The organism is Micromonospora trifolii (assembly GCF_022229005.1).
Taxonomy (GTDB): Bacteria; Actinomycetota; Actinomycetes; order Mycobacteriales; family Micromonosporaceae; genus Micromonospora; species Micromonospora trifolii.
Genome location: NZ_JAKKFD010000015.1, coordinates 74,029 through 98,368, shown reverse-complemented (window position 1 = coordinate 98,368; position 24,340 = coordinate 74,029). Strand labels below are relative to the sequence as shown.

The following is a 24,340-nucleotide window of genomic DNA, read 5'->3' as shown; positions in this document are numbered from 1 at the left end:
CCCAAAGTGCGTATCGAGCGACGAGTACGGAACAGCGACGCCACTAAGGGCCGGCGGGGACTTCCGTCGCCCCGACCGCACTCTTTGTTAACCGCCCCGAAATTCTTACTGGGAGCGTAGGTCACACGTCTGACCAATGCAACCGGCAATTGGAGGGCGTCTATGCAGAAATGCCGTCGGATCGGGCAGATCAACCATGCCGTCCGCGCACCTCTGCCTACGTCGTCCGACGAATCCCCAGCGACGACGTGGGCTCGCCGTGGAGGCCCGCGACCACTCGCACACGCCTCGACGGCCGGCGACCGGACGGTGGCGTGGGGCTTGCCCGCAGCGCGGGGGCGCTGAACGTCGCGTGCAGTCGGGGCGACCCAGGGAGCGCCGGGCCAGGGAGCGTCGGGCCAGGGAGCGTCGGGCCAGGGAGCGTCGGTGCTCCGGCCTTCCTTTGGAGCTGAATCGCCTACGACATCACCGACTGCCGGCCCCCTCGCCTGACTCGCTTGCGGCATCAGCTCCATAGGCGCCGCAGTTGCTGAGCCCACCCGTCAAGGCGGGTCACGTGGAGGCTCAGCGACCCCGGGCGGGACCGACGATCAACCCGCGACCAGGAACTGATCAGTCGAGACGCTCCGAGGCCGAAAGACTCCGAAACTTTCGGCGGTCTCGGTAGTCGATGCGACGTCCCGGGCATGCCCACGTCAGGCGCCCCGCACCCTCGCCAGCCGGCCCCGGGACCTGCATGTGCGCACGGATCACACATTGACTTCGGTTGATGTTCTGCTTACAGTCACCAACGAAATACCGAAAGTTTACCGAAAAGTAGCCCGGAGGTCCGGCCACCTTCGCAGGTCGCCACGCAGCGACGGCGGACCTGGCGTCGGCCCACTCCGGCGTGAACCAGGAGGAACCCCAGCGATGTCGCAGCTCGTCCTGTTCGCGATCGACATCTGCGCGGTGGCGCTGCTCGTCTTCGGGCTCTACTTCCCCCGGCACCGCCGGCGCGACCTGGTCGTCGCCTACCTGGGGGTCAACGTCGGCGTCCTCGCCGTGGCGAGCGCGCTGAGCGCCAGCGACGTCGGTGCCGGGCTCGGGCTGGGGCTGGCGCTGTTCGGAGTGCTCTCCATCATCCGACTCCGGTCGACGGAGCTCGACCAGCACGAGGTCGCGTACTACTTCTCCGCTCTCGCACTGGGGATTCTCGGCGCACTCAGCACCACCTCGGTCTGGCTCAGCGGAGGCCTGATGGCACTCATCGTCGCGGTGATGTTCGTCGGCGACCACCGACGGCTGCTCCGGCACTACCGGCACCAGATCATGGTGCTCGACTCCGCCGTCACCGATCACGTCGCTCTCGTCGCCCAGCTGGAGCAACTACTCAACGCCCGCGTGCACAACGCCATCGTCCAGCGGCTCGACATGGTCAACGAGACCACAGTGGTCGACGTCCGATACTCGGTCGCCCGGCGCAGCGCGGCGGCCGGCACCAGCAAGTCGGTCCGGGCCGGGGCGCTCCGATGAGCGCGCCACCGCTGGGCACGCTGGCACCGATCGCACTCGCCGAGGTGATCGACCGAGCGGCGCTGCAGTGCAGGGTGGACCGCAAGTACGTGATCGCGGTGGACGAGTTGCCGCACCTGCTGGACCAGCTCACCCCGTACGCCCGGGTGCTGGACATCGATGGCGAGCGCAGCTTCCGGTACGAGTCCGTGTACTTCGACACGCCCTGTCTGGCCAGCTACCACTGCGCCGCGTACCGGCGGCGCAGGCGCTTCAAGGTACGGACCCGGACCTACCTCGACTCCGCCCAGTGCTGGCTGGAAGTGAAGATCAGCGGAGCGCGCGGACGGGTCACCAAGCACCGACTGCCCTATCTCGTCGAGGACCGCCGCACCGTCCGGTCCGGGCGCGGGTTCGTCGACGAGGTGCTCGATCGGGAGTCGATCCTGTCCGATCTCGTCGGCAGCCCGCTCGAGCCGGTGCTGGTCACCAGCTACCGTCGCTCCACTCTGCTGCTGCCGTCGACCGCGAGCCGGGTCACCATCGACACCGGGCTCACCTGGCAGGACGGTGACCGCACCCTGCGGCTGCCCGGCATCGCCGTGGTCGAGACCAAGACCAGCTCGGCCCCTTCGCTGGTCGACCGCGTGCTGTGGCAGCGCGGGAACCGGCCCGTCCGCATCTCGAAGTACGCCACCGGTCTCGCTGCTCTCCGCCTGGACCTTCCAGACGTGCCGTGGCGACGGACGCTACGCCGCCATTTCCGCGCCGACCCGTCCTCGGCGTTCCTGGAGTTGGCAGTTCCCACCCGATCAGAACAGGAGGCATCGTGCGCATGACCACCCGCAACACCGGTCTTCCGCTGGGGGCCCTTCGTGCCGCCGGGATCGCCGCCACCACAGTGTTCGTCGCAGGGCTCCTCGTGGTGTCGTCGCCGCCGGCCGGCGCCGAACCCGTCGCGACTGCCCAGGCCGCCCAACCGGTCACCGAACTCCTCGCCGGCACCCCGGCCGCCGATGCCGCCGCCGCACCCGACGACCTGGTCGGCGACATCACCTTCTCGGTGCCCAGCGGCACCTTCCAGGGGGAGGTGGCGGTGACGCTGAGCAGCACGGTCAGCGGTGCCCAGATCCGCTACACCACCAACGGGCAGCCGCCCACCGGCCAGTCGTCGCTCTATTCGGGCTCGGCGCTGCGCTTCACCCGCACCACCCAACTGCGGGCACAGGCGTTCGTCGGCCAGACACCGACGGGTGCGCCCGGCACCGCCATGTACGCGGCACAGAACGTCACCACCGCCCACGACCTGCCGGTGGTGCTGATCGACTCGTACGGCGCGGGCCGGCCCGACCGTGAGTACTTCGACGCCACCACCATGATCTTCGAACCGACGGGCGGCGGCACCACGTCGCTGGCGGCCGCCCCGACGCTCAGCACCCGAGCGGGGTTCCGGCTGCGCGGCAACTCGTCGGCGACGTTCGAGAAGACGCCGTTCCGCGTCGAGTTCTGGGACAACGAGAACGACGACGCCGACCACCCGGTGCTGGGCATGCCCGCCGACTCCGACTGGGTGTTGCGCGGCCCGTTCCCGGACAAGGCGCTGATCCGCGAGGCGCTCGTCTACGACCTCGGACGCGAGATGGGGCTGCCGGCCCCGCGCTACGCGTTCGCCGAGTTCTACCTCAACACGGACGCTGCGCCGGTGGGTGCCGGCGACTACATGGGCGTCTACATGTTCATGGAGACGATCAAGAACTCGAAGGACCGCCTCGACCTGAAGCAGTTGGACTCCGACGACGTGACACTGCCGAAGATCCAGGGCGGGTACATCTGGAAGTTCGAGTGGATGGCGGCCGAGGAGCCGACATTGCCGTGCACCGGGCCGGCGGCCACGTGCTGGAACTATCTTGAGGTCGCCGACCCGTCGCCCCTGCAACCGCAGCAACGGGAATGGCTGCGCGGTCACCTCCAGGAGTTCAACGACGTGCTGCACTCGTCGAACTTCGCCGACCCGACCACCGGATACCGCAAGTACATCGACGTCGACTCCTTCATCGACCTCATGACCGTCAACGAGCTGAGCCGGGAGATGGACGCCTACGTCCGCAGCTCGCACTTCTACAAGGATCGGGACAGCAAGATCTTCGCGGGTCCGCTGTGGGACTTCGACCTCAGCTTCGGCGTCGGTGGGTTCTTCGCCAACGACCAGGTGTCAGGCTGGCAACACCAGCAGACCCGGCAGCCGTCGGCAAACGACTGGTTCGCCCAGTTGCTGCGCGACCCCGCGTTCGTCAACCAGGCCCGGTCGCGCTGGCAGACACTACGACGGGGCCTGCTCTCCGACGCCGCGCTCCAGACCCGGGTCAACGCTCTCGCGACCCCGCTGACCAACGCCGCTCAGCGCAACTTCCAACGCTGGCCGATCCTGACGGCGCCGACGGTCAGCTTCTTCCGTACCCCGACCTCGCCCACCTGGCAGGGGCAGGTCCAGGTCATGCGGGACTGGATGCTGCGGCGCGCCGCCTGGCTGGACTCCACCGCCGGCTGGGGTGGTTCCGTCACCACCCCGCCTCCCACCACGCCGCCGCCCACCACTCCACCTCCGGCGGTCGGCTGCACCGCGACGTACGCGCTGACCAGCCAGTGGACCGGCGGCTTCCAGGGCGAGGTACGGGTCACCGCGGGAACGTCGGCGATCAGCACCTGGACGGTGACGTGGACCTTCGCCGGTGGCCAGAGCGTCAGCCAGGCCTGGAACGCGACAGTCACGAGCCAGGGATCGGCGGTCACCGCCCGCAACGTCGCCTACAACGGGGCTCTCGGCGCCGGCGCCAGCACCGCGTTCGGCTTCCTCGGCTCGTCCACCGGCACGCCCAGCACACCGACGCTGACCTGCACGGCCAGCTGACCAGCCACCGGCCCGGGGCCGGGTCGACGAATCGACCCGGCCCCGGGCTCCGGTCACCTGATGGAGAATTCCGCCAGCCGCAGCGGGGAGTCGAACACCAGGTACACGTCGTGGGTGCCGACGGCCCGGGCCAACTCGGTGCTGATGCTGACGTACCGGTAGTCGTCGCCGGTGCTGGGCACTGTGGCCGTGCCCAGCAGACGGCCGGTGGGCGACCCCAACCGGACCTGGATCGTGCCGGCGCCCGCGCCGGCCTTGGCGACAGTTGCGGTGAAGGTGCGCGCGTCGGCCCGCAGCGCGGAACCGTCGAAGGAGATCCACTGGTCGGCCGCTGTGGCGCCGACCGCCGTACCGCTGGGTTTCGTCTCGTCGACGAGCCGGGCTCCCGCGTACCTGTCGAAGTTCTCCGCCCTGGTGGGCCGGGACAGGTCGCGGGCCGGGATGGTCTCACCACGGACCCGGACCGCGGCGCGGGCCCGGATGTCCTCGGCGGACGCCCCGACCATCAGGTCGTGGACGGACGACTCGACGACCCACCGGCTGCGGGTGACGTCCCAGTGCGCCAGGTCGGCGGCGGGCAGGCGCAACGTCACCGTACGGGTCTGGCCGGGCGCGAGTTTCACCTGCTGGAACGCCTTGAGCTGGCGGATCGGGGTGGTGTCCCGCGAGGTGCGCTGGTGGGTGTAGAGCTGAACGACCTCGGTCCCGGCCCGGCTCCCGACGTTTGTGACGTCGACACTGGCCGTGATGGTGCCGTCGGCCGCGACAGACTGCGCACCGGCACGCAACTGGCCGTACCGGAAGCGGGTGTACGACAGGCCGTGGCCGAACGGGTAGAGCGGCTTCGCGCGGCTGTACAGGTAGGTCTGCCCGGAGGAGATGATGTCGTACTCCAGCAGGTCCGGCGGCAGTTGCGAGTCCGAGCGGTACCAGGTCTGGGTGAGCCGGCCGGACGGGTTGCGGTCGCCGAACAGGACGTCGGCGATCGCGTGACCGGTCTCCGCGCCCGCGTGGGTGGTCCAGACGATGGCCGGCACGTGCTCCTGCTCCCACCGGGTGGTGACCGGGTAGCTGGTCTGGAGCACGAGTACGGTCCGCGGGTTGGCAGTGGTCACGGCCTTGACCAGCGCCTCCTGGCCGGCGCTCAGCGCCGTCGAGGTCCGGTCGTGCGCCTCACGGCCGTTGATGAACGGGTTGCTGCCGACCACCAGCACGGCGGTGTCGGCCGCCTTGGCCGCCGCCACGGCCCGGTCGATTCCGCTGCTGATCACCTCACGACTGAAGTGGGTAGCGGCGGCCGGGGTCGATGCGCCGAGCTTGAGGGCACCGTCGTCGCCGACCGTCACGTACGTGTCGGTGCCGAACCAGCTCTCGGTGGTCTCGTAGCCGACGTAACGCAGCACCACCGTCCCGTCGGCCTGCGGCTCCAGCTTGAACTGCTGCTGGACGTACCAGCCGTTCGGCTGCTCGTCGCGGGTGACGAACGGCCCCCAGTTGTAGCCGAGGTAGCGGCCGTTGGCGGCGTTGCGCAACGTCACCACATCCTGCCCCCAGTCGACAACGTCGAACTGGGCGACGAGCGCCGGGGTGGCGCCGGTCCCGAGGACCCGGTCGGCGTCGGTGGTGCCGGTGGCCGAGACGTACCGGCCGGTCGCCACGTCCTTCAGGGCGATCCGGTCCGCCCCGTCGAGCCCGCTCACACTGGCCGAGCTGCCCAACCGTTCGCGGATGCCGCCGAGCGCCGTCACCTGGTACGGCAGGTCGCCTCCGTACCAGTCCGAGTAGAGGGTGTCGGCCAGCGGGCCGAGCACCGCCACCTTGCCGGTCCGGGCCGGGTCCAGCGGCAGCGCCTGCCGCTCGTTCTTCAGCAGCACCATCGCCTCGCCGGCGGCCTGCCGGGCCAGTCGCTGGTGTTTCGGGCTGTTGATGACGTCCGGGGTGATGCCGCCGTACCGGCCGCCGCCCGGGTCGAACTCACCCAGCCGGAACCGGACGCTGAGGATCTCGCGGATCCGGGCGTCGATGTCCTCCTCGGTCAGCAGACCGGCCGCCAGGGCCTGCTTGATCGCGGTGATGGTCGGCTGCGCGTTGGTGTCGTCGGTGATGAAGCTGTTCAGGCCGGCCTTGATGATCGCGGCGTTCCCCTCGGCCTGGGTCGGGTAGTACCCCTGGGAGGCGACGAGGTTGTTCGGCGCCCAGGCGTCGGTGACGTTCATCAGCGGCTGGTCGGTCCAGTCGCGGACCACTGTGGCCAGGTCCGGGTCCACGGTGGCCGGGCGACCGTTGACCAGGTTGTACGCGGCCATCATCCCGGTCGCCGCGTCGGCGGCGATGGCCGGCTCGAAGGCGGCACGGTCGTACTCGTTGAGCACCCGAGGCGGCACGTTCGAGGAGGTCACGTCGCGCCGGACCTCGTTGTTGTAGGCCAGGTAGTGCTTCAGGGTCGGTGCGCTCTTCAGATGATTCGGGTCACCGCCGGTCATCCCCGACCCGTACGCGGTGGAGATCGCGGCGGTGAGCAGCGGGTCCTCGGAGTAGCCCTCCTCGTTGCGGCCCCACCGGGGGTCGCGCAGCAGGTTGACCACCGGCGCCCACAGGTTGAGCCCCCAGACCCGGGGGTTCTGCGCGTGGTAGCCGCGCGCCTCGTCGCCGACGGCCGAACCGACCTGCCGGATCAGATCGGGGTTCCAGGTGCTCGCCATGCCCACCGGCTGCGGGAAGACCGTGCCGCGGGCCTTGACCACCGCGCCGTTGTTGTCGATGTCGGTGGACCAGGCCACCCCGTGCAGCGCCTCGGTGCCGGTCTTGAACAGGCCGATTCCCAGCCGGGGAATGGCCGGCTGGTACTGGTGCAGCCACGAGATCTTCTCGTCCTGGGTGAGCCGGCCGAGCAGGTCGTCGACCCGGACGTTCACGGGCAGGTCGGGATCTCGGAACGGGTAGGTGGGCTCGGCGAGCGCGGTGCCGGGAACGGCCGGTAGGGCTAGCAGGGCGAGCGCGAGCGCGGTGATTCCGCGCCGAAGGCGCCAGTTCCGCATGCGGTTCTCCTCATGTCGTACGGCAGACGCCCAGAGGGGCGCCGAGACCGGCGTGACCAGGCTCGGCACCCGGCTGACGGGCCTGAACGACGAATCGTCGAAGCGCTTCGACGACCCAGCCGCGTCACCACGGCCATGATTGTGTTGATCCGCGCAACTATAGATGTGCACCAATGGATGGGCAACCAGGCGCATCCCAGATAGACATTCGTTGCTCCCTCGTGTCGGTGCGTCTTGTTAGCCTCCGGCCGTGGAGGTGCGCTTGCTTGGCCCGGTCGAGGCTCTCCTCGACGGGCGCGTCGTTCCCATCCGTCGTCGACAAGAGCGACGGCTGCTCGCCATCCTCGCGATGCGACCGGGCCAGTTCCACTCCGCCGAGCGACTCATCGACCTACTGTGGGAGAGCCGGCCACCGGCACAGGCGCGGGCGGGGCTACAGGCGATGGTCTCGCATCTCCGGTCCACTCTGGAGCTGAATCGGTCGGTGGAGCCGGCGCTGCTCGCCCGACCCAACAGCTACGCGTTGGAGATCGCGCCGGAATGCGTCGACGTGCACCGCTTCACCGCCATGGTGTCCGAGAGCAGGGGCGTCGCCGACGCTGGCCAGCGCATCGCACTGCTCACCACAGCACTCGGTCTGTGGCGGGGCGCGGCCCTGGCCGATGTCTTCGACGACGTCCAGCGTGTCCGGCTCTTCCCCGATCTGGACGAAGCGCGCCTGAGCGCGCGGGAGGCGTTGCTCGACGCGCGACTCGCGGCGTGCCAACACCGGGAGATGCTGACCGCGCTCCACGAGCTGATCAGCGAGGATCCGACCCGGGAGCGCCCGGTCGAGTTGCTGATGCTGGCCCTGGGCGGGTTGAGTCGGCGCAACGAGGCCATCGCGGCGTACACCGCACTCGCCGACCGGCTCGCCGCCGATCTCGGTGTCGCTCCCGGCGAGCAGATCCAGGCAACGTATCGGGCCCTGCTCCACGCGCCAGCGCCCGAGGCCGTCGCCCCGACGACCTCGGGCAACGGGCCGGCACAGCTACCGTTGCCACCGGGGCACTTCGTCGGCCGCGGCGCCGAGTCGCGTCAGCTCGACGAGTTGCTCGCCAGAGCGGCGGGGCCACAGGTGCTGGTGTTGTCGGCTGTCGTCGGCACGGCGGGGGTCGGTAAGACGGCAACCGCCATCCGATGGGCACACAGCGTCCGGGGCCGCTTTCCGGACGGGCAGCTCTTCCTCAACCTGCGGGGTTATTCTGCCGGCCGCCCGCTGCGGTCGGCGGAGGCGCTCGGTGCCCTACTGCGCGGCCTGGGCGTCTCGGCGGCCCGCACCCCGGTCGAGCCTGCGGAGGCCGCGGCGCTGTACCGCACTGTCGTCGCCGATCGCCGCCTGCTGATCGTGCTGGACAACGCCCTCGACGCCGAGCAGGTTCGGCCGTTGCTGCCCGGCTCGGCGCACAGCCTGGTGCTGGTCACCAGCCGCGACCGTCTGACCGGGCTGGTGGCACAGGAGGACGCGCACCGCCTGACCATCGGTCTACTACCGGAGTCAGACGCGGTCGAGCTGCTCACCGTCCTGCTCGGCGACGGCCCGCGAGCCGCCGAACGCGACGCGATCCGGGAGCTCGCCCAGGTCTGCGGCCGCCTCCCCCTCGCCATTCGCATCGCGGCGGCGCTACTGCGCGACGAACCGGACCTCGCGGTGTCGGCGTACGTGCGGCAGCTGAGACAGCGGACCATCGCCGCCCTGGCGATCGACGATGACCCCAGCGTCGCCGTGCAGACGGCGTTCGACCTCTCCTACACCCGGCTCTCGGGCGATGCCCAGCGCATGTTCCGCATCCTCGGCACCGTGCCCGGCCTCGCGCTGCCAGTCGACGCGGTCGCCCACCTCGCCCAGACGACGACCGACGCGGCCCATCGCACGCTGGAGCGGCTCGCCTCGGCGCATCTGTTGGAGTGCGACGACGACCGGGTCGTCCTGCATGATCTGCTGCGGCTCTACGCCGGACAGCACAGTGCCCGGCATCCTGGCCGGTCGGAGGCGCACGGCGCACTGTCCCGCCTGTTCGCGTGGTATCTCGTCCGGGCGCAGGCGGCCGGTGACCTGCTGGCACCTGGGCGGATCCGTCTTGAGCTTCCGACCGGTCTGGCGGTGGAGGCCGCCGGCTTTGCCGACCGCGCCGCGGCACTGGCCTGGCTCGAGGCCGAGGAGTCAAACATGGTGGCGCTGATCAGAGCGAGCGCCGACGGCGCGTTGAGGGCCACTGCCGCGCTGCTCGCCGACCAGCTCCGCACGTACTTCTGGGTCACCCGCAATTCCCTGAACTGGCTGCTGGTCGCCCAGGCGGCGCTGCACGCCTCGGGTGGCAGAACACACCTCGCGCTGCGGGCATCCGCGCACCTGAGTCTGGGCAACGTGTACCACCTGACCGGCAACCACCTGGTCGCCATCGCCCACCAGCGGCGGGCGGCTCACCTGTTCCGCAAGGCCGGGCACGTGCAGGGGCAGGCCGCGGCAGCCGGCTCGCTCGGGGCGGTCTTCGGCGACCTTGGGCAACTGGCGACAGCGGCGGCCTGCTTCGAGCACGCGCTGCGGTCGAACGAACGGATCCAGCACCGCTACGGCATCGCGGTGATGTCGAGCAATCTCGGCACGATCTACGCGATGTCGGGTCGACTGCGGCTGGCGGTCGACCGGCTCACCTCGGCCATCGCCATCCACCGAGAGGACGGCGCACGGCCAAACGAGGCGGTGATCCTCAACAATCTCGGCCTCCTGCACATCAATCGTGGCGACTACCCGGCTGCCCTGGCCGAGCTCCGGGCGGCGGTACTGACGGCCCGCGAGATCGACATGGCGTCGATCGAAGCGAACTCACTGGCCGGTATCGGCCAGATCCACACGCTGCGAGGCGAGGTCGCCGAGGCGAAGGCGGCACTCGCCGCCGCTCGGGGCCTCGCCGACCGGGCCGACGATCATCTCTGCAAGGCCTCGATCGACATCGCCGAGGGATCGCTGCTCCGGTTGACCGGCGATCCCACCCGGGCGGCAGCCACGCACACCCGCGCCGCCGAGTGGGCCAGGTCAGCGCGGTTGCCGGCGACAGAGGCCGAGGCGCTGGTCGGTCTCGCCGCAGTCGTCGCCGAGCGGACGCCCCTGCTGGCCAGTTCCTCGCTGGAGCGGGCGGTCACCCTGGCCCGCCAGGCCGGCGCCACGGTCATCGAGATCGACGCCCTGGCCGCGCTGGCTGACATCGCGCGGCGCCGCGGCGACGATGCCGAGGCGGCACGGTACGCCGGGGAGGCGGCACACCGGGCAGGAGTAGTCGGGGCACCCCTGGTACGCGCCCGCGCGCTGATCACGCTGGGCCACCTGGAGGGCTCCTCGCGGGCCTGGCAGGAGGCACTCGACATCCTCGACGCGCTCGGCTCGGCCGAGGCGAGTGCCGTCCGCGCCCTGCTGGATCGGCACGACGGTCGGGCGGTCGGTGCCACTGTCGGATAGCGGCCATACCACAAGGGATCTAAGCCGAGCGAGCGGCGCTGCGGCGGCGACGAATGCCTGGGCGATGCGACGGCGATGAATCGCCAGCGGACGCTGCCCCCACAGTCTCCGCTCCAGGAAAGGTCCAGATGAACCGCATCCTCACCGCGGCGGCCGCCATGGCCGTCGCGTCTACGCTGCTGCCCGGTCCGGGCACCGCTCACGCCGCACCGCAGGAGTCCAGGGCGCCGTCGGTTCGCCCGGTCGAGCCGGACCGGCCGCCGGCCACCCGCGACGATCCTCCGGATCGGCTCGCCGACCCGGCGCGGGACATCGGCCGGAACTGGCGCCGCTCCAACGACCGGGCCGTGACGACCTCCAGCGACGGGTCCGGTCTGCACGTGCTGGTCGCCGACGCTTCCGACGGCTACCGCTGGCGCACGGCCGCCACGCTCGTCGAGCCCGGGTTCCCGACCGACCAGTGGATCGGCCAGTTCTGCGTCACCGGGTCCGGTCGCCGCGCGCTTGTCGTGTACGCGCCGAGGGAGTTCGCCAACCGCGACGAACTGCTGTCCGGTGGAGCGTTCGCGGCCGTCGTGGATCTCCGGTCCGGGGCCGTACACAAACTGCCCGACCGGGTGTCGTTGGCCTACCACAACCCCGGCTGCGGTGCCGGCGAGACGGCCGCGTTGTCCCGCCGGGACACCCGCCCCGACGGGACGTTCGAGACCTGGGCGGCCACCGTCGACACCGTTCGCGGTGTGCGCACTTCCGCCGTCCGTACGCCAGGCCAGGTGACGTCGCTGCTGCCCTATCGGGACGGGCTCGCCGGGGCGATGGGTCGGGCCGTGGTCCGGCTGGACCGGGGTGGTCGCGCACACGAGTTGGCCCGCACCGAGGCTCCACCGCACCGGCTGCTGGCCGACGGCGCCAACGGGCTGGCGTTCCAGGTACGCCGGGGCGACCACGTCGTGCTCAACCGCTTCGCGGGGGGTCGGGTCAGCGCCGTCCGCACCGCCCAGGTCGGGACCGAACGGTTGCGCCCGGGTGCCGGCGGGACGGTGTACGTCGTCGGCACCCGGGCGCGGAGTCAGCCACGCGCCGGGTTGCCGTCGGGTTGGCGAGCGGTGGACGCTCCGCCGGACAGTGACGTCTCCACCACCGGGGCGCTCGTCGTCACCAGCGCCGCGACCGGTCGCGAAGCGGCCGGTCGAGCCGGCGACGCGCCGGTCGGCTCACGCCCGCAGCGGGTCACCATCTCCACCCGGCTGACCGGCTCGGCGAAGGCCCTGCGATTCTCGACGGTGCCCGGTGACACCACGGCGATCGATGCGCCAGCAGGTGCCACCTCGACGGCGGCCGACCCGCCGGTGGACACCGCGCGGGTGCCCTACGATCCGGACCGGTCCTGTGCCATCCCGCGCAACGACAGCTCGATGCAGGTCTACCAGCCGTCCGCCGAACAGGTCGAGTGGGCGGCGGACCGGGCCGTGAAGAGCGCCCTGACCTTCCAGCGGCCGGCCAACTGGAAGAACAACGGTATGCTCGCCTACACGCCGCAGGGGACGATGTTCCCGCCGATGCCGCTGGCCGGCGGCGGCTCCGTGCCCGCGCAGGTGCTGCTCGGCATCCTGGCTCAGGAGTCGAACATGTGGCAGGCCAGTTGGCACATCGTCGACGGGTCTGGGGGAAACCCGCTGACCAGCATGGGCTTCTACGGGATCTCGTCGGGTGACCGGCTGACCGCGCGGCAGATCAACTGGAACAAGACCGACTGCGGGTACGGCGTCGGGCAGGTGACCACCGGCATGCGCAAGGTCGACACGAACACCACCATCGACGGCCTGCAGTGGACCTACGAGCGGCAGAAGGCGGTGGCGCTCGACTACACGGTCAACGTGGCAGCTTCCCTGCGCATCTTGCAGACCAAGTGGAACACCACCCGCAACTACGGGCTGATCGCGAACAACGGCGACCCGCAGTACATCGAGAACTGGTGGTTCGCCCTCTGGGCGTACAACACCGGCTTCTACTTTCCCAGCGGCTCGCAGCCCTGGGGCGTGGGGTGGGCCAACAACATCGCGAACACCGACTATCCGGCGGACCGGGCGATGTTCCTCACCCAGCCGAGCACCGTGCCGTACGGCGACCCGCCGGTCTACGACGAGGTCGGCTACGACAACGCCAAACACCCGAACCACTGGTCGTACCCGGAGCGGGTGACCGGTTTCGCGTACACCTCGCTGCGGCGCTACGACTACCAGGACAAGTACTGGGGGACGACGTACGTGACCGCTGACGACCGGGGCAAGCTGGAGGCGCAGCCGGGGCACAACGGTCTCTACACGTTCTGCCGGTACGCGGTGAACCAGTGCGACCAGTCCATGCCGCCACACGTGCCGGCGCAGTACCCGAACACGAAGGCCGGCGCGTGCCAGCGCGACGACCTGAAGTGCTGGTGGAACGGGCCGGTCACCTGGGTGGACTGCGCGGCCAAGTGCGGCAAGGAGAATCTCCGCTACTTCTCCACCGCGCCGGAGCCGACGGCGTACAACATCTATCCGGCGCCCCGCAACGGTGACGGCTCCTGCACTGTCGAGGGGCTGCCGTCCGGCGCTCGGATCATCGACGACATCGACGTGCTGTCGGCAACCGGGCCGGAGGGATGCCGACCGACGTACGCCAAGGGCGGGACGTTCGGGCTGACCTTCGGCGCGATGGGCGGCCCGAACGGCGCGACCATCTACCCCTCGAAGGTCGACTTCCATCAGAGCTCGCACGGGTTCGGCGGGCATGTCTGGTTCGCCCACACCATGCAGCGCAACGACCCCGACGACGGACTGACGAACGACCCGTTGAAGGTCACCGGCACCTGGACCATCAACCCGACCGGCGCGTGGACCCGGGTCTTCGTCCACATACCGGATGCCGCCGCATGGACCCGGCAGGCCGACTACGCGATCACCGCACCGGGCATCGCGACCAAACACCGGGTCCTGCCCACCCGGCTGGAAGCGAACACCTGGGTGCCCCTCGGCGTGTTCGACTTCCGCGGCTCCGGCACGCCGAAGGTGGAGCTGACAAACATCACCCGGGACGGCAACTACAGCTCCGACGTGGCGTTCGACGCCATCGCCGTACAGTCGCTCAGCGCCAAGCCGGGCCACTTCGTCGTGGGCCTTGGTGACTCGTTCAGCTCCGGCGAGGGCGCTGGCTACTACAGCCGGGTCAGCGACCAGTACGGCAACGACTCGGCCCTGCGTAACGCCTGTCACCGCAGCAGCAAGGCGTGGTCCCGGCAGATCAGGATCCCGGGTACGCCCAACAACCGGACCGTCGGCGAGCTCAGTGACGGCAACGATCCGAACCTGGACTTCCACTTCGCCGCGTGCAGCGGCGCGGTGACCGCCAACCTGATGCTCAGTCAGAACGGAAGCGCGTCACCACCGGCGTCCGGCGGGACGATCCGAGGGCAGTTCGGCGAGCTGACCCAGCTCGACCAGGGTTGGCTCGACGAGAACACCACACTCGTCGTGCTGACCATCGGCGGGAACGACCTGAAGTGGACCGACGCGTTGATCGCCTGCGCGACCGCCAGCAACTGCGCCGCGCCGGGGTTCGTGCGGCAGGGTGATCCCAAGCCGCTGCGGGACATGATCACCGATCGGATCAACGGCTCGGTGAAGCAGGACACGCAGCGGGTGATCCGGGAGATCCGCTCGAAGGCCGCCAACGCCATGATCATGCTCGCCGGCTATCCGCAGGTCTTCGTCAGCGGCGGCCAGTACCAGGTGCCCGATTACCGGCCGCTGCCGGACATCGGGGGTGTTGGATTCAGCGGGGACGAGGTCGCCTTCCTCAACGAGATGACCGGCAAGTTCGTGATCACCATCGGTTCGACGTTCGACCTGGCCGTGAAGACCAACTACGTGGATGTCCGGGGTGACTTCGCCAATCACGAACTCGGCGTGCCGTTTCTGAACGAGGGCTACTTCAACTCGCTGTGGGTCCCCGGCGAGTACTACACCCAGCCGGGCGACGACGACGAGGACGGTGAGCCACCCACCTCGAAGAACAGCCCCCACTCCGGGCACCCCAACGTCGCCGGCTTCGCGGCGTACGGGCGGGCGCTCTCCAACCGGCTCCTGCCGATTGGTTACACCTGGTAACGCCGACAGGCCCACGGATCCCGTTCCCGTCTTCGGGGGCGGGATCCGTGCCGTTCGCCGGCGCCTCCGTCGATGAGCGCGCGATGCGTCGGCGATGTTCGGCACGCCGAGCATTGACACATCAGCCCACCAGGTAGGAGAGGACCAGCGACATGCGCTTGGGAACCAGCAGATTGAAGCGCGCGGCCGTCGCCGCGCTCGTCGGCGCGTCATTGCTCACCGGGCTTCCGGCAGCGCCGGCACAGGCCTCGGGCTCGTGTTCGTCAGGCACCGCGGCGGCGCTGTGGCCCGCACCGTTCAGCCTCCAGGTGCGGCGGACCTCGTCCTGCACCTACTACGCGCGGTTCACCATCGCCGATCCAACATGGGGCCCCGGCGTTACGGTCAATTTCAAGGTCGAGCGGCAGGTGTGGACCTCGTACGGCTGGATGATCATCGACTCCCGGTCCAGGAGCATGCTCTGGGGCCGCCCCGACTACTACGACACCGCCACGGTGGACGGTTACCCGTCCAGCTCGGGCAACCTGGACCAGCACCACGCCTGCTACTCGCTCAACGGTGGTGGCTGGACGTGCACCGCGTGGGCTGACCTCTGAGCCTGACACCTTCGGGGGGCGTGGTGCCCGGTCGGGCACCACGCACGCCTCGGTCCGGAGAGGTCGCGTACTGCGACCCCTCCGGACCGAGGGGGTGTGCTACTCGTTGTCGATCGAGCCGTCGGAGCCCAGGGCGGTTCCGTGCAGTTCCAGGCGGTAGCTGGAGTACAGGCCGGGCACCCGGCCCGAGGTGCAGTTCGCCGGACCGACGTTCCCGCTCTTGACGACCACGCCGTTCTGATAGTCCCGGACGCGGAAACTGGCGCCGATCGTGCCACCACAGACCCGGTAGTCGATGAAGTGGCTGATGTAGTTGGACGGGATGTAGTACGTCTTGCAGCCGGTCGCCAAGCCGCTCACTGAGCAGTAGTCGCTGGTGGCCAGTGCCGGGGACGCAACCAGCAGCGACGCGGCCGCTCCCGCGACCGCCGCGGCGGCCAGGCCCCTTCGGGCCCGTCTGGTGATTTCCACAGTGCCTCCTGATGGACGTTCAGCCCCGTGCTGTCGGGGACACCTGGTTCGTTGCCTCGCACGCCCGGCGCTGCCAAGGAAACGCCAAACCGCGCTGTGCACGCTGATGACCAGGCCGCACACGGGTGCGGTCGGCATGGAGGTCATCGCATGGAGTTCCGGATCCTCGGCCCGCTGGAAGCCACGGTCGAGGGAACGCCCCTGCCACTCGGCGGGCGCCGGCAGCAGCGGATCCTGGCCGTGCTGCTGTTGCGGGCGGGCCGGGTGGTCACGCCGGACAAGCTTGTCGACTGTCTGTGGCCGCTGCGACCACCGGCGACCGCATCGAGCCAGATCCGCAACTGTGCGGCCGCACTGCGTCGGCAGCTCATCGCCGGCGGGCTTCCCGAGGACTCGCTGATCCACCGGCCGGGCGGCTATCGGCTGACAGTGGCCCCCGGCGCCCTCGACCGGACCCGCTTCGACGAGGAAGCCCGTCGGGCGCGACTCGCGCTGGCCGACGGTCACACTCCGCGGGCCGTCGAGGCCTTCCTGCGGGCCGAGGATCTGTGGCGCGGACCCGCCATCGCCGGCCTCGCCGACGGCACGCTGGAGCCCGAGGCCATGAGCCTGGAGGAGTCGCGGCTCCAGGTGATCGAGGACCGGCTCGAAGCCGAGCTGAGCCTGGGCTGGCACGCCCGGGCCGTACCGGAACTCACCGTCCTGGCCCGGACGCACCCCGGCCGGGACCGCCTCCAGGCCGCCCTCATGGTCGCCCTCTACGGCAGCGGGCGGGTCGGTGACGCGCTGGCGTCCTTCGATCGGCTGCGAACGTCGCTGCGCGCGGAACTCGGCCTGGAGCCCAGCCGACGACTGCGGGACCTTCGCCAGGCGATCCTCACCGAGGACGAAGCCCGGTTGCAGCCGGTGGGCGCGTGGAGGCCGGCGCGCGACGGTGGGTCTCATCCGCTGGCATCTCCTCTTCGTCCCGAAGGGCGTTGACGAGGTCCAGCGTGGGCAGGGGCAACATCAGCGCGGCATCGTTGCCACACCGCTGTCGCTGACGCGCATGTTGGTCGGCGGCTCGAAGGGGACAATTCTGAATGCGGTTCACCAGTGGTAGAGCACATTCAGCGTCAGCGCGGCCACCACGGTGACGAAGAATACGGCCGGGCCCACCAGTTGGCGCGAGCCGACGCGCAGGTGCGCGATGAGCGCGCCGATGAAGTACAGCACCAGCCCAGCGGCGGCGAGGGCGCCCAGCAGCGGTACGGCGAAGCCGGCCAGCAACCCCAACGAGCCTGCCGCCAGCGCCATGCCCAACCGCGGCACCCACGACCGTGGCACGCGCTTCATGTCCGCCTGGGCCTTTGGATAGTCGTGACCGATCAGGTAGATGACGGCGGCGAAGCCGGTGAAGATCGACGCGAGAATGGTGACAGTGACATAGGCAGCGAACATGTGTTCCTCCGTTGTGGTTGCTCGCCCCCTGGACGATCTAGCGCGGTGGAATGTGACGACTGCGGGCTCTGCGATCAGCTCGTTGATCGCAGCGCGCCGAACCGCACGCCGGTGGCCTGTTCGGACAGTTCCCACAGACGGCGGCCGTGCTCGGGGTCGGTCGCGGCGGTGGAGAGCTTCGCCGGCGCGGGGTGACCGCGCAGCTCACCCGGCCCACCCGGGGCGACGAGCTGGCCCGGTTGCGCCCCCGGGTCGGTGGCGGCGAACAGCTGCGGCCAGACGCCGCTGTCGACCGGCTGGGCGAGGAGTGGGTTGCCGATCCGGCCCAGCAGCAGCCGCCAGATCGGGGTGGTGGCGCTGGTCTGCAGATTCGTCGCGGTGTAGCCGGGGTGGGCCAGGAAGCTGCCCAGCGGGCTCGCCACGGCACTGAGCCGCCGGTGCAGCTCGTACCCGAAGATGGCGTTGGCCAGCTTGGACGTGTTGTAGAAGCCCATCGGGGAGTAGCCCCGCTCGCCGGTCGGGTCGGCGAAGCGGACCTTCGCCTGCCGGTGGTTGACCGAGGTGACAGTGACCACCCGTGGGTCCCGGCCGGCCAGCAGGAGGTCGAGCAGGAGCCCGGTGAGAGCGAAGTGCCCGAGGTGGTTCGTGGCGAACTGCACCTCGTGCCCCTGCGGGCTGAGGGTGCGCGGCATCGCCATCACCCCGGCGTTGTTGATCAGCACGTCCACCCGACGGTGGTCGGCGTGCATCCCGTCGGCGAATGTCCGTACCGAGTCGAGGTCGGCGAGGTCGATCCGCCGGACTTCCAGGTCGACGCCGGGTCGGGTCGCGGCGATGTCGGCCGCCACCCGGCGGCCCCGCTCCTCGTCGCGCACGGCCAGCACGACGCGCGCACCGCGGACGGCGAGCGCCCGGGTGGTGGCCAGGCCGAGGCCCGCCGTGGCACCGGTGACGACGAAGGTACGGCCGCTCAGGTCGGGAATCTGTTCAGTGGACCAGCCATCGACAGTCATGGGACCCACTGTGCTGTCGATGGCACTCAGTGTCAAGTAGTGCGCAGAATGCCAACAAGGGCATGACGTGGCACCGGATGACGTAGCATCGGCGGATGAGATCCAGTGCGGACACCAGCCTGGCCGAACGCAAACGCCAGCTCGTTGCCGACGACCTGCGCGACGCCGCCCTGATGCTGCTCGCCACCAAGGGCTTCGACGTGGTGACAGTCGACGACATCGTGGCGGCGGCCGGCATGTCGCGGCGTACGTTCTTCCGCTACTTCGCGTCCAAAGAGGACGTGGTCGTCCGGTTCCTGGCCGACACCAGCGCTGACATCATCACCGAACTCGCCACCCGGCCATCCGCCGAGCCACCGTCGGTCGCTCTGCGCCACGCCCTCTGGGTGCCGCTCGCCGCCTGCAACGATCACCCGGAACACTCCGAGCGAGCCCGGGTCGTCGTCCGTCTCATCCTGGACACCCCCGCCCTGCACGCCCGCTGGCTGGAACGCCAGATCGAGTGGCGCGCCGAACTGGCCGCCGAGGTGGCCAACCGCAGCGGCCTCGACCCACACAGCGACCCCTACCCACGGATGGCCGCCGGGATGGCACTGCTGGCACTCGACACTGTGCTCCAGCGGTGGCAGCCGGGCGACGACGAGCAGCACCTGGCCGAGCTGATGGACCAGGCGTTCGCCATCGTGGCACCCGCCCTCGACGCGCCGGCCACGTTGCCCGCCGCCTGAGCGGCACCCTGCGCGAATCAGCGCGGTTTCAGCGCCCTTTCAGGCCGCTCCATACGTTCGCGGCATGACAATAAAACGTTCCACGCGCACCCGGCGCGGGACTGCTGTGCTGGCGATGATCGCGGTCACAGTGGCAAGCGCGCTCTTCGGTGAGCCCGCGTCGGCCGATCCCGTCCCCGTCCCCGTCCCTCAGGCCGCGCTCACCGACCGGGCCTTCGGCCAGGTCGCCGAACTCCATCTCCAGGGCGCCGCTCGGATCACCACCGTCGTGCTGTCGGCCGAGTTCGTCCAGTGGCACCGGCTGCACCCGAACGCCACTGCCGCACAGGCGCAGGCCCAGCTCACCGCACGCCAGCAACTGCTCGACGAATCGCTGACCACGTTCGACCTCCTGCTGCCCGAGCAGGACCTGCTACTCAAGTCCGTCGACATCCTGCTCGGAACGCCCGGCGGCGACACCCGGACCTCGCCGGAGATCACCGGCCTGGTCGGGGCCGTGATCGGCAGGACTGTCGAACCGTGGGACACCCGCGAGGAACTCGCCTCCGGCGCGCTGCGGACCGCCCAGTGGCTGCGCGGCCGTGACGACGCTCTCGCCGCGGTGTGGTCCGCGGTCCGACAGGCAGCGGTAGCCAACGCACCGGTCGCCACCGCCTGGAACGCCGTCCTCGGTGCGCCGAACGGGGTGGACGTCACCGACACCTACGAAGAGTTCCGGCAGGATCCCGGGCTCTCGCACGTGGACCTCGACGCGATCCTCGCGCTGCGGGACGACTCGGTGGCGTACGTCGCGGCCGCCAAGCAGCAGTTGGCCTCCCTGCACGCGCAACTGCTCGGCCTGAGCCTGGAGATCCGTCTCGAGATCGGCGAGAACAACAGCAAGTGCCCGCCCGAGGGCCCGCCGAGCGCCCAGTGCACCGCGGCGGCCAAGAAGGCCGCCGAGGACCGGGACAAGGCTCGGCAGCAGACGATCTCCGACGTCAAGGCCGGGGTGGGCATGGTCTCCACCATCATCGGGTTCGCCGACCCCGACGCCGGCAAGAAGTCGAAGGTGATCGGGGAGGCGGTCCTCACCACGATCAGCGCGATCTCCAAGTACGCGGCGGCGATCACCGGCCGCGGCCTCGCGGGCTCGATCTTCAGCACCGCGACGTTGGCGATGACCGGCAACATCTTCGGTGCGGTGATGTCGGTTGTCGGGCTCTTCGGCAGCAGCGGACCGTCGCTGGACGCGCAGATCCTCGCCCAGGTCAAAGCGTTGCGCGACGAGGTGCGGGCCCTCGGCGACGAGATGCGCGCCAGCTTCGCGCGGGTCGAGGCCCAGATCAACACGGTGTACGCGAACATGATGGCCCAGTTCGACAAACTGAACGCGGCGATCGCCGGCAACACCGCGCAGATCACCCTCGTCCAGCAGCAGGTCGCCCAGCTCGGCCTGCGCCTGGAGGACATCGCCGCCACCGTCCTGGCCGCGATCGGCGACGCCACACTGCACGACGCCCGCGCCGACATCAACAAGTACGTCGGCTACCTGGAGAACTTCGGTCAACCCATCCCGACGTTCAACGAGTTCGTCGGCCCGGAGAACGAGTTCCACCTGACCTCGACGCAGCTGGCCAGCGGCGCCGCCTTCGTGGTGCCCAAAACCGACGCCGACAACCCGGCGGTCGACCCGACCACCGTGCTGAACAGCTTCGGCGAAGCCCGGTCGATCAACTACCTGGCCCGGGTCGCCAACGGACGTGACCCGTCGATGGTCGAACCGTCGACACCGGTCGGCAACCCGACGGTGTGGAACCTCGGCGCGCAGGCGTACGCCATGGTGATGCTGCAGAACCCGACGTACGCCGCCCAGGTCAGCGCCGGCCGCGCGGCGCAGATCGAGGCCGAGGGCACCCGCATCGCCGACCTCGCGGCCAGCTTCGGTCGGCCGGCCAACGGCAACGCCAACGCCCTGATCACCGGGCTGGTCAACGACTACGTCGCCGCCACCAACGAACTGTCGACAGCGCTGCGGGCATTCCGGAGCAACGAGGTCCAGGTCCGCTACGAACCGGACGCCAATGGCGTACAGGTCAAGACGCTCAAGAGCTACGACCTGTTCTGGGACACCGACAAGCCGCTCGCCCCGGCGCCGGCGAAGGGCGACGAGGCGACGGTGCCCGCATGTGAGGGCAGCAGGCAGATCGACCGACCCAGCAACGTTCGCTACGAACTGATGTCGAACATGGTGCGGGCACTCCAGTACGCGTACACACCGCGCCACGACGAGCCGCCGGCCGGGGTACGGGAGTTGCCCGAGGTCGGCTACTGCTACACGCCGAGTTGGGTCTACACCCGTACGACGGGTTACGGCACCGGGGTGATCCGCCACTACGGCAAGCTGCGGTTGCAGATCCACAGCCGGTTCCGGCTGAACTCGAACACGGCCTGGCAGAACGCGCGCACCGCCGACTACACCTGGCCGAACGAGCAGGTCTACCAGGTCGACTGCGAGTTCTTCAACTGTGACAGCGAGACCACGCCAGAGCAGGGCCTGACCCAGAGGTGGCCGTCCGGGCGGTACGCCTTCGAGAGCGGCGCGACGGCCGTGAACAACACGGCGCTGGACACCACGCTGACGCCGACCCTGCGCGGTTTCCTTCAGGCCCGGCAGAAGTCCATGTACGACCGGGTACGGGACCAGAGCACCCAGGTCAGCGGGGCGGTGCCCGCCGCCCTGAAGAAGGTGAACACCGCGGCGCGGTTGCTCCAGGCGTACACCCGGTTGGGTCTGCCAAACGCCCTCGACTCGGACGACGTGTTGTCCGCGAACCTGTTCGGGCAGTACCAGATTCCGGTGAACATGCCGACGGACGCCAAGATCGGTAACGCCTATGCCAAGGCGAGCGGGAACTACGCCCTCTGCGGGCCCACGCCGTGCCCGCTCGACCCCAGCCGCCCACTGCGCGACCAGGTCAGCCTCAAGGTGCCCTGCGAGCCAGCTGTCGACTCGTCCAACCTGCCCGGCGACCCACTGGGCGACTGCCTGATCACCAGCGCGCGGTCGCGCGCCAACACCCTCGTGCAGCGGTACGAGGTGTGGGCGGACCAGATGACCGCCGGTCTGCACCGCGAGCGGGTGCCCTGGATGAACGACACCCTCATGGGCCTGCGCATCACCACGCGCCTGACCCACAACTGACCGACGCGTTGCCGGCGTCTCCGGGCGCCGGCAACGCGAGTCGCTCAGCCCGTCACCGGCCCGCCGTCGCGGACTCCCAGCAGACCCTGCTGTGCACGTACCTCTCGGCGGTCCTGCTGGTCGGGTTGGCGGTCAACTCGCTGTTCGGCTGGTGGTGGGCCGACCCCGCCGCGGCTCTGGTCATCGCCGCGGTCGCTGTGAAGGAAGGCCACGAAGCCTGGCGCGGCGACACCTGCTGCGCCCCCGGCTCCGCTCTGCGCTCCCCCGCCGCAGGCGACGACGCCAACGGGTGCAACGACGGGTGCTGCTGACCGGCGTGACTGGCCGGTCGCAGCAGGCAATTCGCCGGATTCTCGCTGCTGCGCAGCCCAGCGACATCAGGCCCGGCCGAACTCAGGAAGGGTCGCGTCGGTGCTGGACGGTTCGTGCCAGTACGCCGAAAAGCATGAGCAGGGCGACCGCCTGGGCAAGCACCACCGCGATGATCAGGCTTGGCACCGAGCGGTCGTAGAGCAGCCCCGCCGCGGCACCGCCGGCCAGGGCTCCGGCGCCCTGCACAGCGGCGAAGATGCCGTACGCGGTGGCCCGCCGCTCCCGTGGCACGAGATCGGCGACCATGGCCTTGACTGTGGAGTCCTGCAGCCCCACGGCAGCGCCCCAGACCACGACCCCGAACACCGCGGCCGGCAGACCGCCACCAAACGCCAGTGGCGGCACGATGGCAATCATTGCCGGTAGCGCCACCAGAACCCACGGGCCGACTCTGTCGTAGAGCACACCGGTCAGCAGTGCCGCGAGCGCACCGGCGGCCATCGCCACCGCGTACATCAGTGGCACCGCCGCTGTCGCGACCACGCCCGCGCGCACCAGATGGAAGCCGATCAGCCCGAAGGTCACCAGACCCGCGGTGCACACCGCCATCGCCGCTGCGAACCAGTGGAACCTGGCCGGCAGGGGTGCCCGACCGGCCTCCGCCGCGTCCCCTGACCTTGTGCTGGTGTCGCGCTCCGCCGAAGAGGTACGGGCCCTCGCCCGAAGTGTGGTCAGCAGGACCATCGCCACCACTGCCGGCACTGTCAACACCGCCAGCCCCGGCCACAGCGCGCCGGCGGTCACCGCGACGACTGCGGCGACCAGCAACGGACCGGCGAACGCGCCAATCTGGTCGAGCGCTTTGTGCACACCCAGCCCGCGGCCCATCCCGACCCCGCTCGCGGCGTCAGCGAGCAGTGCCGACTTGGCCGGGCTGCGGATGGCCTTACCGAGCCGCTCGGCGAGGATCAGCACCGCGGCCACTGCCAGGCCGGCGCCGCCCAACATCGGGGTCACCGCAAGTAGCGGTACGCAAACCGCTGTCAGCCCGTACCCCACGATCGTCAACGTCCAGTACCGGCGGGTCCGGTCCGCCAGCGGACCGGACACCAGACGCAGCAGCAACGCCGTCGCCTCCCCGGCGCCCGTGATCAGGCCGACGACGACAGCCGACGCACCAAGCGACGCCAGCAACGGTCCATAGATGGAACGGGCACCCTCGTACACCATGTCCGCGGCCAGGCTCACCACACCGAATCCGACGACCACGCGCCAAGCCTGAACAGTGCTCGCCGCCGTCGGGGTCCGAGCGGCTGCGAGGGTCACCTGCCCCGCGTCGGCAGCATCGTCGACACGATTCGCTCCAGCAGACATGCCGGAGATTATCCGCACCCCCGTTCCACACGGGGCACAGGCTCGGAAGCCACCGCACCAGCGGGGTAAGCGCCGCCGTCAGCCGCCGGCCTCGCAGGACGTGCGGCCTCCTGTAGACGGCCGGCACCGTTGGGCTTG

14 protein-coding genes and 1 pseudogene are annotated in these 24,340 nt (G+C 69.9%); 10 read left to right on the top strand and 5 right to left on the bottom strand.

Going from position 1 to position 24,340, the window contains the following annotated elements; genetic code table 11:
• Positions 1-912 precede the first annotated feature (912 nt).
• The 3 genes from NIE79_RS10505 to NIE79_RS10495 are packed head-to-tail and all read left to right on the top strand — an operon-like array spanning position 913 to position 4,402.
• On the top strand, positions 913-1,515 hold the full coding sequence (locus NIE79_RS10505) for a DUF4956 domain-containing protein (protein WP_091393400.1): 603 nt from the start codon (positions 913-915) through the stop codon (positions 1,513-1,515).
• Positions 1,512-2,333: a polyphosphate polymerase domain-containing protein gene (locus tag NIE79_RS10500; protein ID WP_238678358.1), complete on the top strand. Its 822-nt coding sequence runs from the start codon at positions 1,512-1,514 to the stop codon at positions 2,331-2,333. The genes NIE79_RS10505 and NIE79_RS10500 overlap by 4 nt, the downstream gene beginning before the upstream one ends.
• Positions 2,330-4,402 (top strand): CotH kinase family protein, encoded by a 2,073-nt coding sequence (locus tag NIE79_RS10495; RefSeq protein ID WP_238678403.1) that lies wholly within the window; start codon positions 2,330-2,332, stop codon positions 4,400-4,402. The genes NIE79_RS10500 and NIE79_RS10495 overlap by 4 nt, the downstream gene beginning before the upstream one ends.
• Positions 4,403-4,455: 53 nt before the next feature.
• On the opposite strand, the gene NIE79_RS10490 is transcribed toward NIE79_RS10495, so the two are convergent.
• Positions 4,456-7,440 carry a glycoside hydrolase family 3 protein gene (locus NIE79_RS10490; protein WP_238678357.1) on the bottom strand — a complete coding sequence of 995 codons (2,985 nt, stop codon included), beginning with the start codon at positions 7,438-7,440 and terminating at the stop codon, positions 4,456-4,458.
• Positions 7,441-7,690: 250 nt separating this feature from the next.
• Between NIE79_RS10490 and NIE79_RS10485 the strand changes: the two genes are divergently transcribed.
• The 3 genes from NIE79_RS10485 (at position 7,691) to NIE79_RS10475 (ending at position 15,680) form a co-directional block, all read left to right on the top strand.
• Complete coding sequence (locus NIE79_RS10485) at positions 7,691-10,936, top strand: AfsR/SARP family transcriptional regulator (protein ID WP_238678356.1); 3,246 nt, start codon at positions 7,691-7,693, stop codon at positions 10,934-10,936.
• A gap of 128 nt (positions 10,937-11,064) precedes the next feature.
• Positions 11,065-15,084, top strand: coding sequence for an SGNH/GDSL hydrolase family protein (locus tag NIE79_RS10480; RefSeq protein ID WP_238678355.1), 4,020 nt, complete (start codon positions 11,065-11,067; stop codon positions 15,082-15,084).
• A 152-nt stretch (positions 15,085-15,236) separates the two neighbouring features.
• Positions 15,237-15,680, top strand: coding sequence for a hypothetical protein (locus tag NIE79_RS10475; protein ID WP_238678354.1), 444 nt, complete (start codon positions 15,237-15,239; stop codon positions 15,678-15,680).
• A 99-nt stretch (positions 15,681-15,779) separates the two neighbouring features.
• Here NIE79_RS10475 and NIE79_RS10470 read toward each other — a convergent pair whose 3' ends face one another.
• On the bottom strand, positions 15,780-16,151 hold the full coding sequence (locus NIE79_RS10470; RefSeq protein ID WP_238678353.1) for a hypothetical protein: 372 nt from the start codon (positions 16,149-16,151) through the stop codon (positions 15,780-15,782).
• A gap of 150 nt (positions 16,152-16,301) precedes the next feature.
• Here NIE79_RS10470 and NIE79_RS10465 point away from each other — a divergent pair, with 150 nt between their 5' ends.
• The gene (locus tag NIE79_RS10465; protein ID WP_238678352.1) at positions 16,302-17,132 is read left to right on the top strand and encodes an AfsR/SARP family transcriptional regulator; all 831 of its coding nucleotides are present in this window, start codon (positions 16,302-16,304) and stop codon (positions 17,130-17,132) included.
• Between the two features lie 108 nt (positions 17,133-17,240).
• Here the strand turns inward: NIE79_RS10465 and NIE79_RS10460 are convergent, their stop codons facing one another.
• Positions 17,241-17,591 (bottom strand): DoxX family protein, encoded by a 351-nt coding sequence (locus NIE79_RS10460; RefSeq protein ID WP_238678351.1) that lies wholly within the window; start codon positions 17,589-17,591, stop codon positions 17,241-17,243.
• Between the two features lie 74 nt (positions 17,592-17,665).
• The gene (locus NIE79_RS10455) at positions 17,666-18,604 is read right to left on the bottom strand and encodes an oxidoreductase (RefSeq protein WP_238678350.1); all 939 of its coding nucleotides are present in this window, start codon (positions 18,602-18,604) and stop codon (positions 17,666-17,668) included.
• A gap of 95 nt (positions 18,605-18,699) precedes the next feature.
• Here NIE79_RS10455 and NIE79_RS10450 point away from each other — a divergent pair, with 95 nt between their 5' ends.
• From NIE79_RS10450 to NIE79_RS10440, 3 genes and pseudogenes are all read left to right on the top strand, one after another.
• Positions 18,700-19,332 carry an acyl-CoA-like ligand-binding transcription factor gene (locus tag NIE79_RS10450; protein WP_238678349.1) on the top strand — a complete coding sequence of 211 codons (633 nt, stop codon included), beginning with the start codon at positions 18,700-18,702 and terminating at the stop codon, positions 19,330-19,332.
• A gap of 64 nt (positions 19,333-19,396) precedes the next feature.
• Positions 19,397-22,516, top strand: a complete 3,120-nt coding sequence (locus NIE79_RS10445; protein ID WP_238678348.1) for a hypothetical protein — start codon at positions 19,397-19,399, stop codon at positions 22,514-22,516.
• Positions 22,517-22,572: 56 nt separating this feature from the next.
• Positions 22,573-22,827 (top strand): annotated as a pseudogene (locus NIE79_RS10440) (cation transporter); the annotation flags it as partial.
• An 82-nt stretch (positions 22,828-22,909) separates the two neighbouring features.
• Here NIE79_RS10440 and NIE79_RS10435 read toward each other — a convergent pair.
• Entirely contained in the window at positions 22,910-24,202 is a 1,293-nt protein-coding gene (locus NIE79_RS10435) for an MFS transporter (RefSeq protein ID WP_238678347.1), read from the bottom strand.
• Between the last annotated feature and the right edge of the window lie 138 nt (positions 24,203-24,340).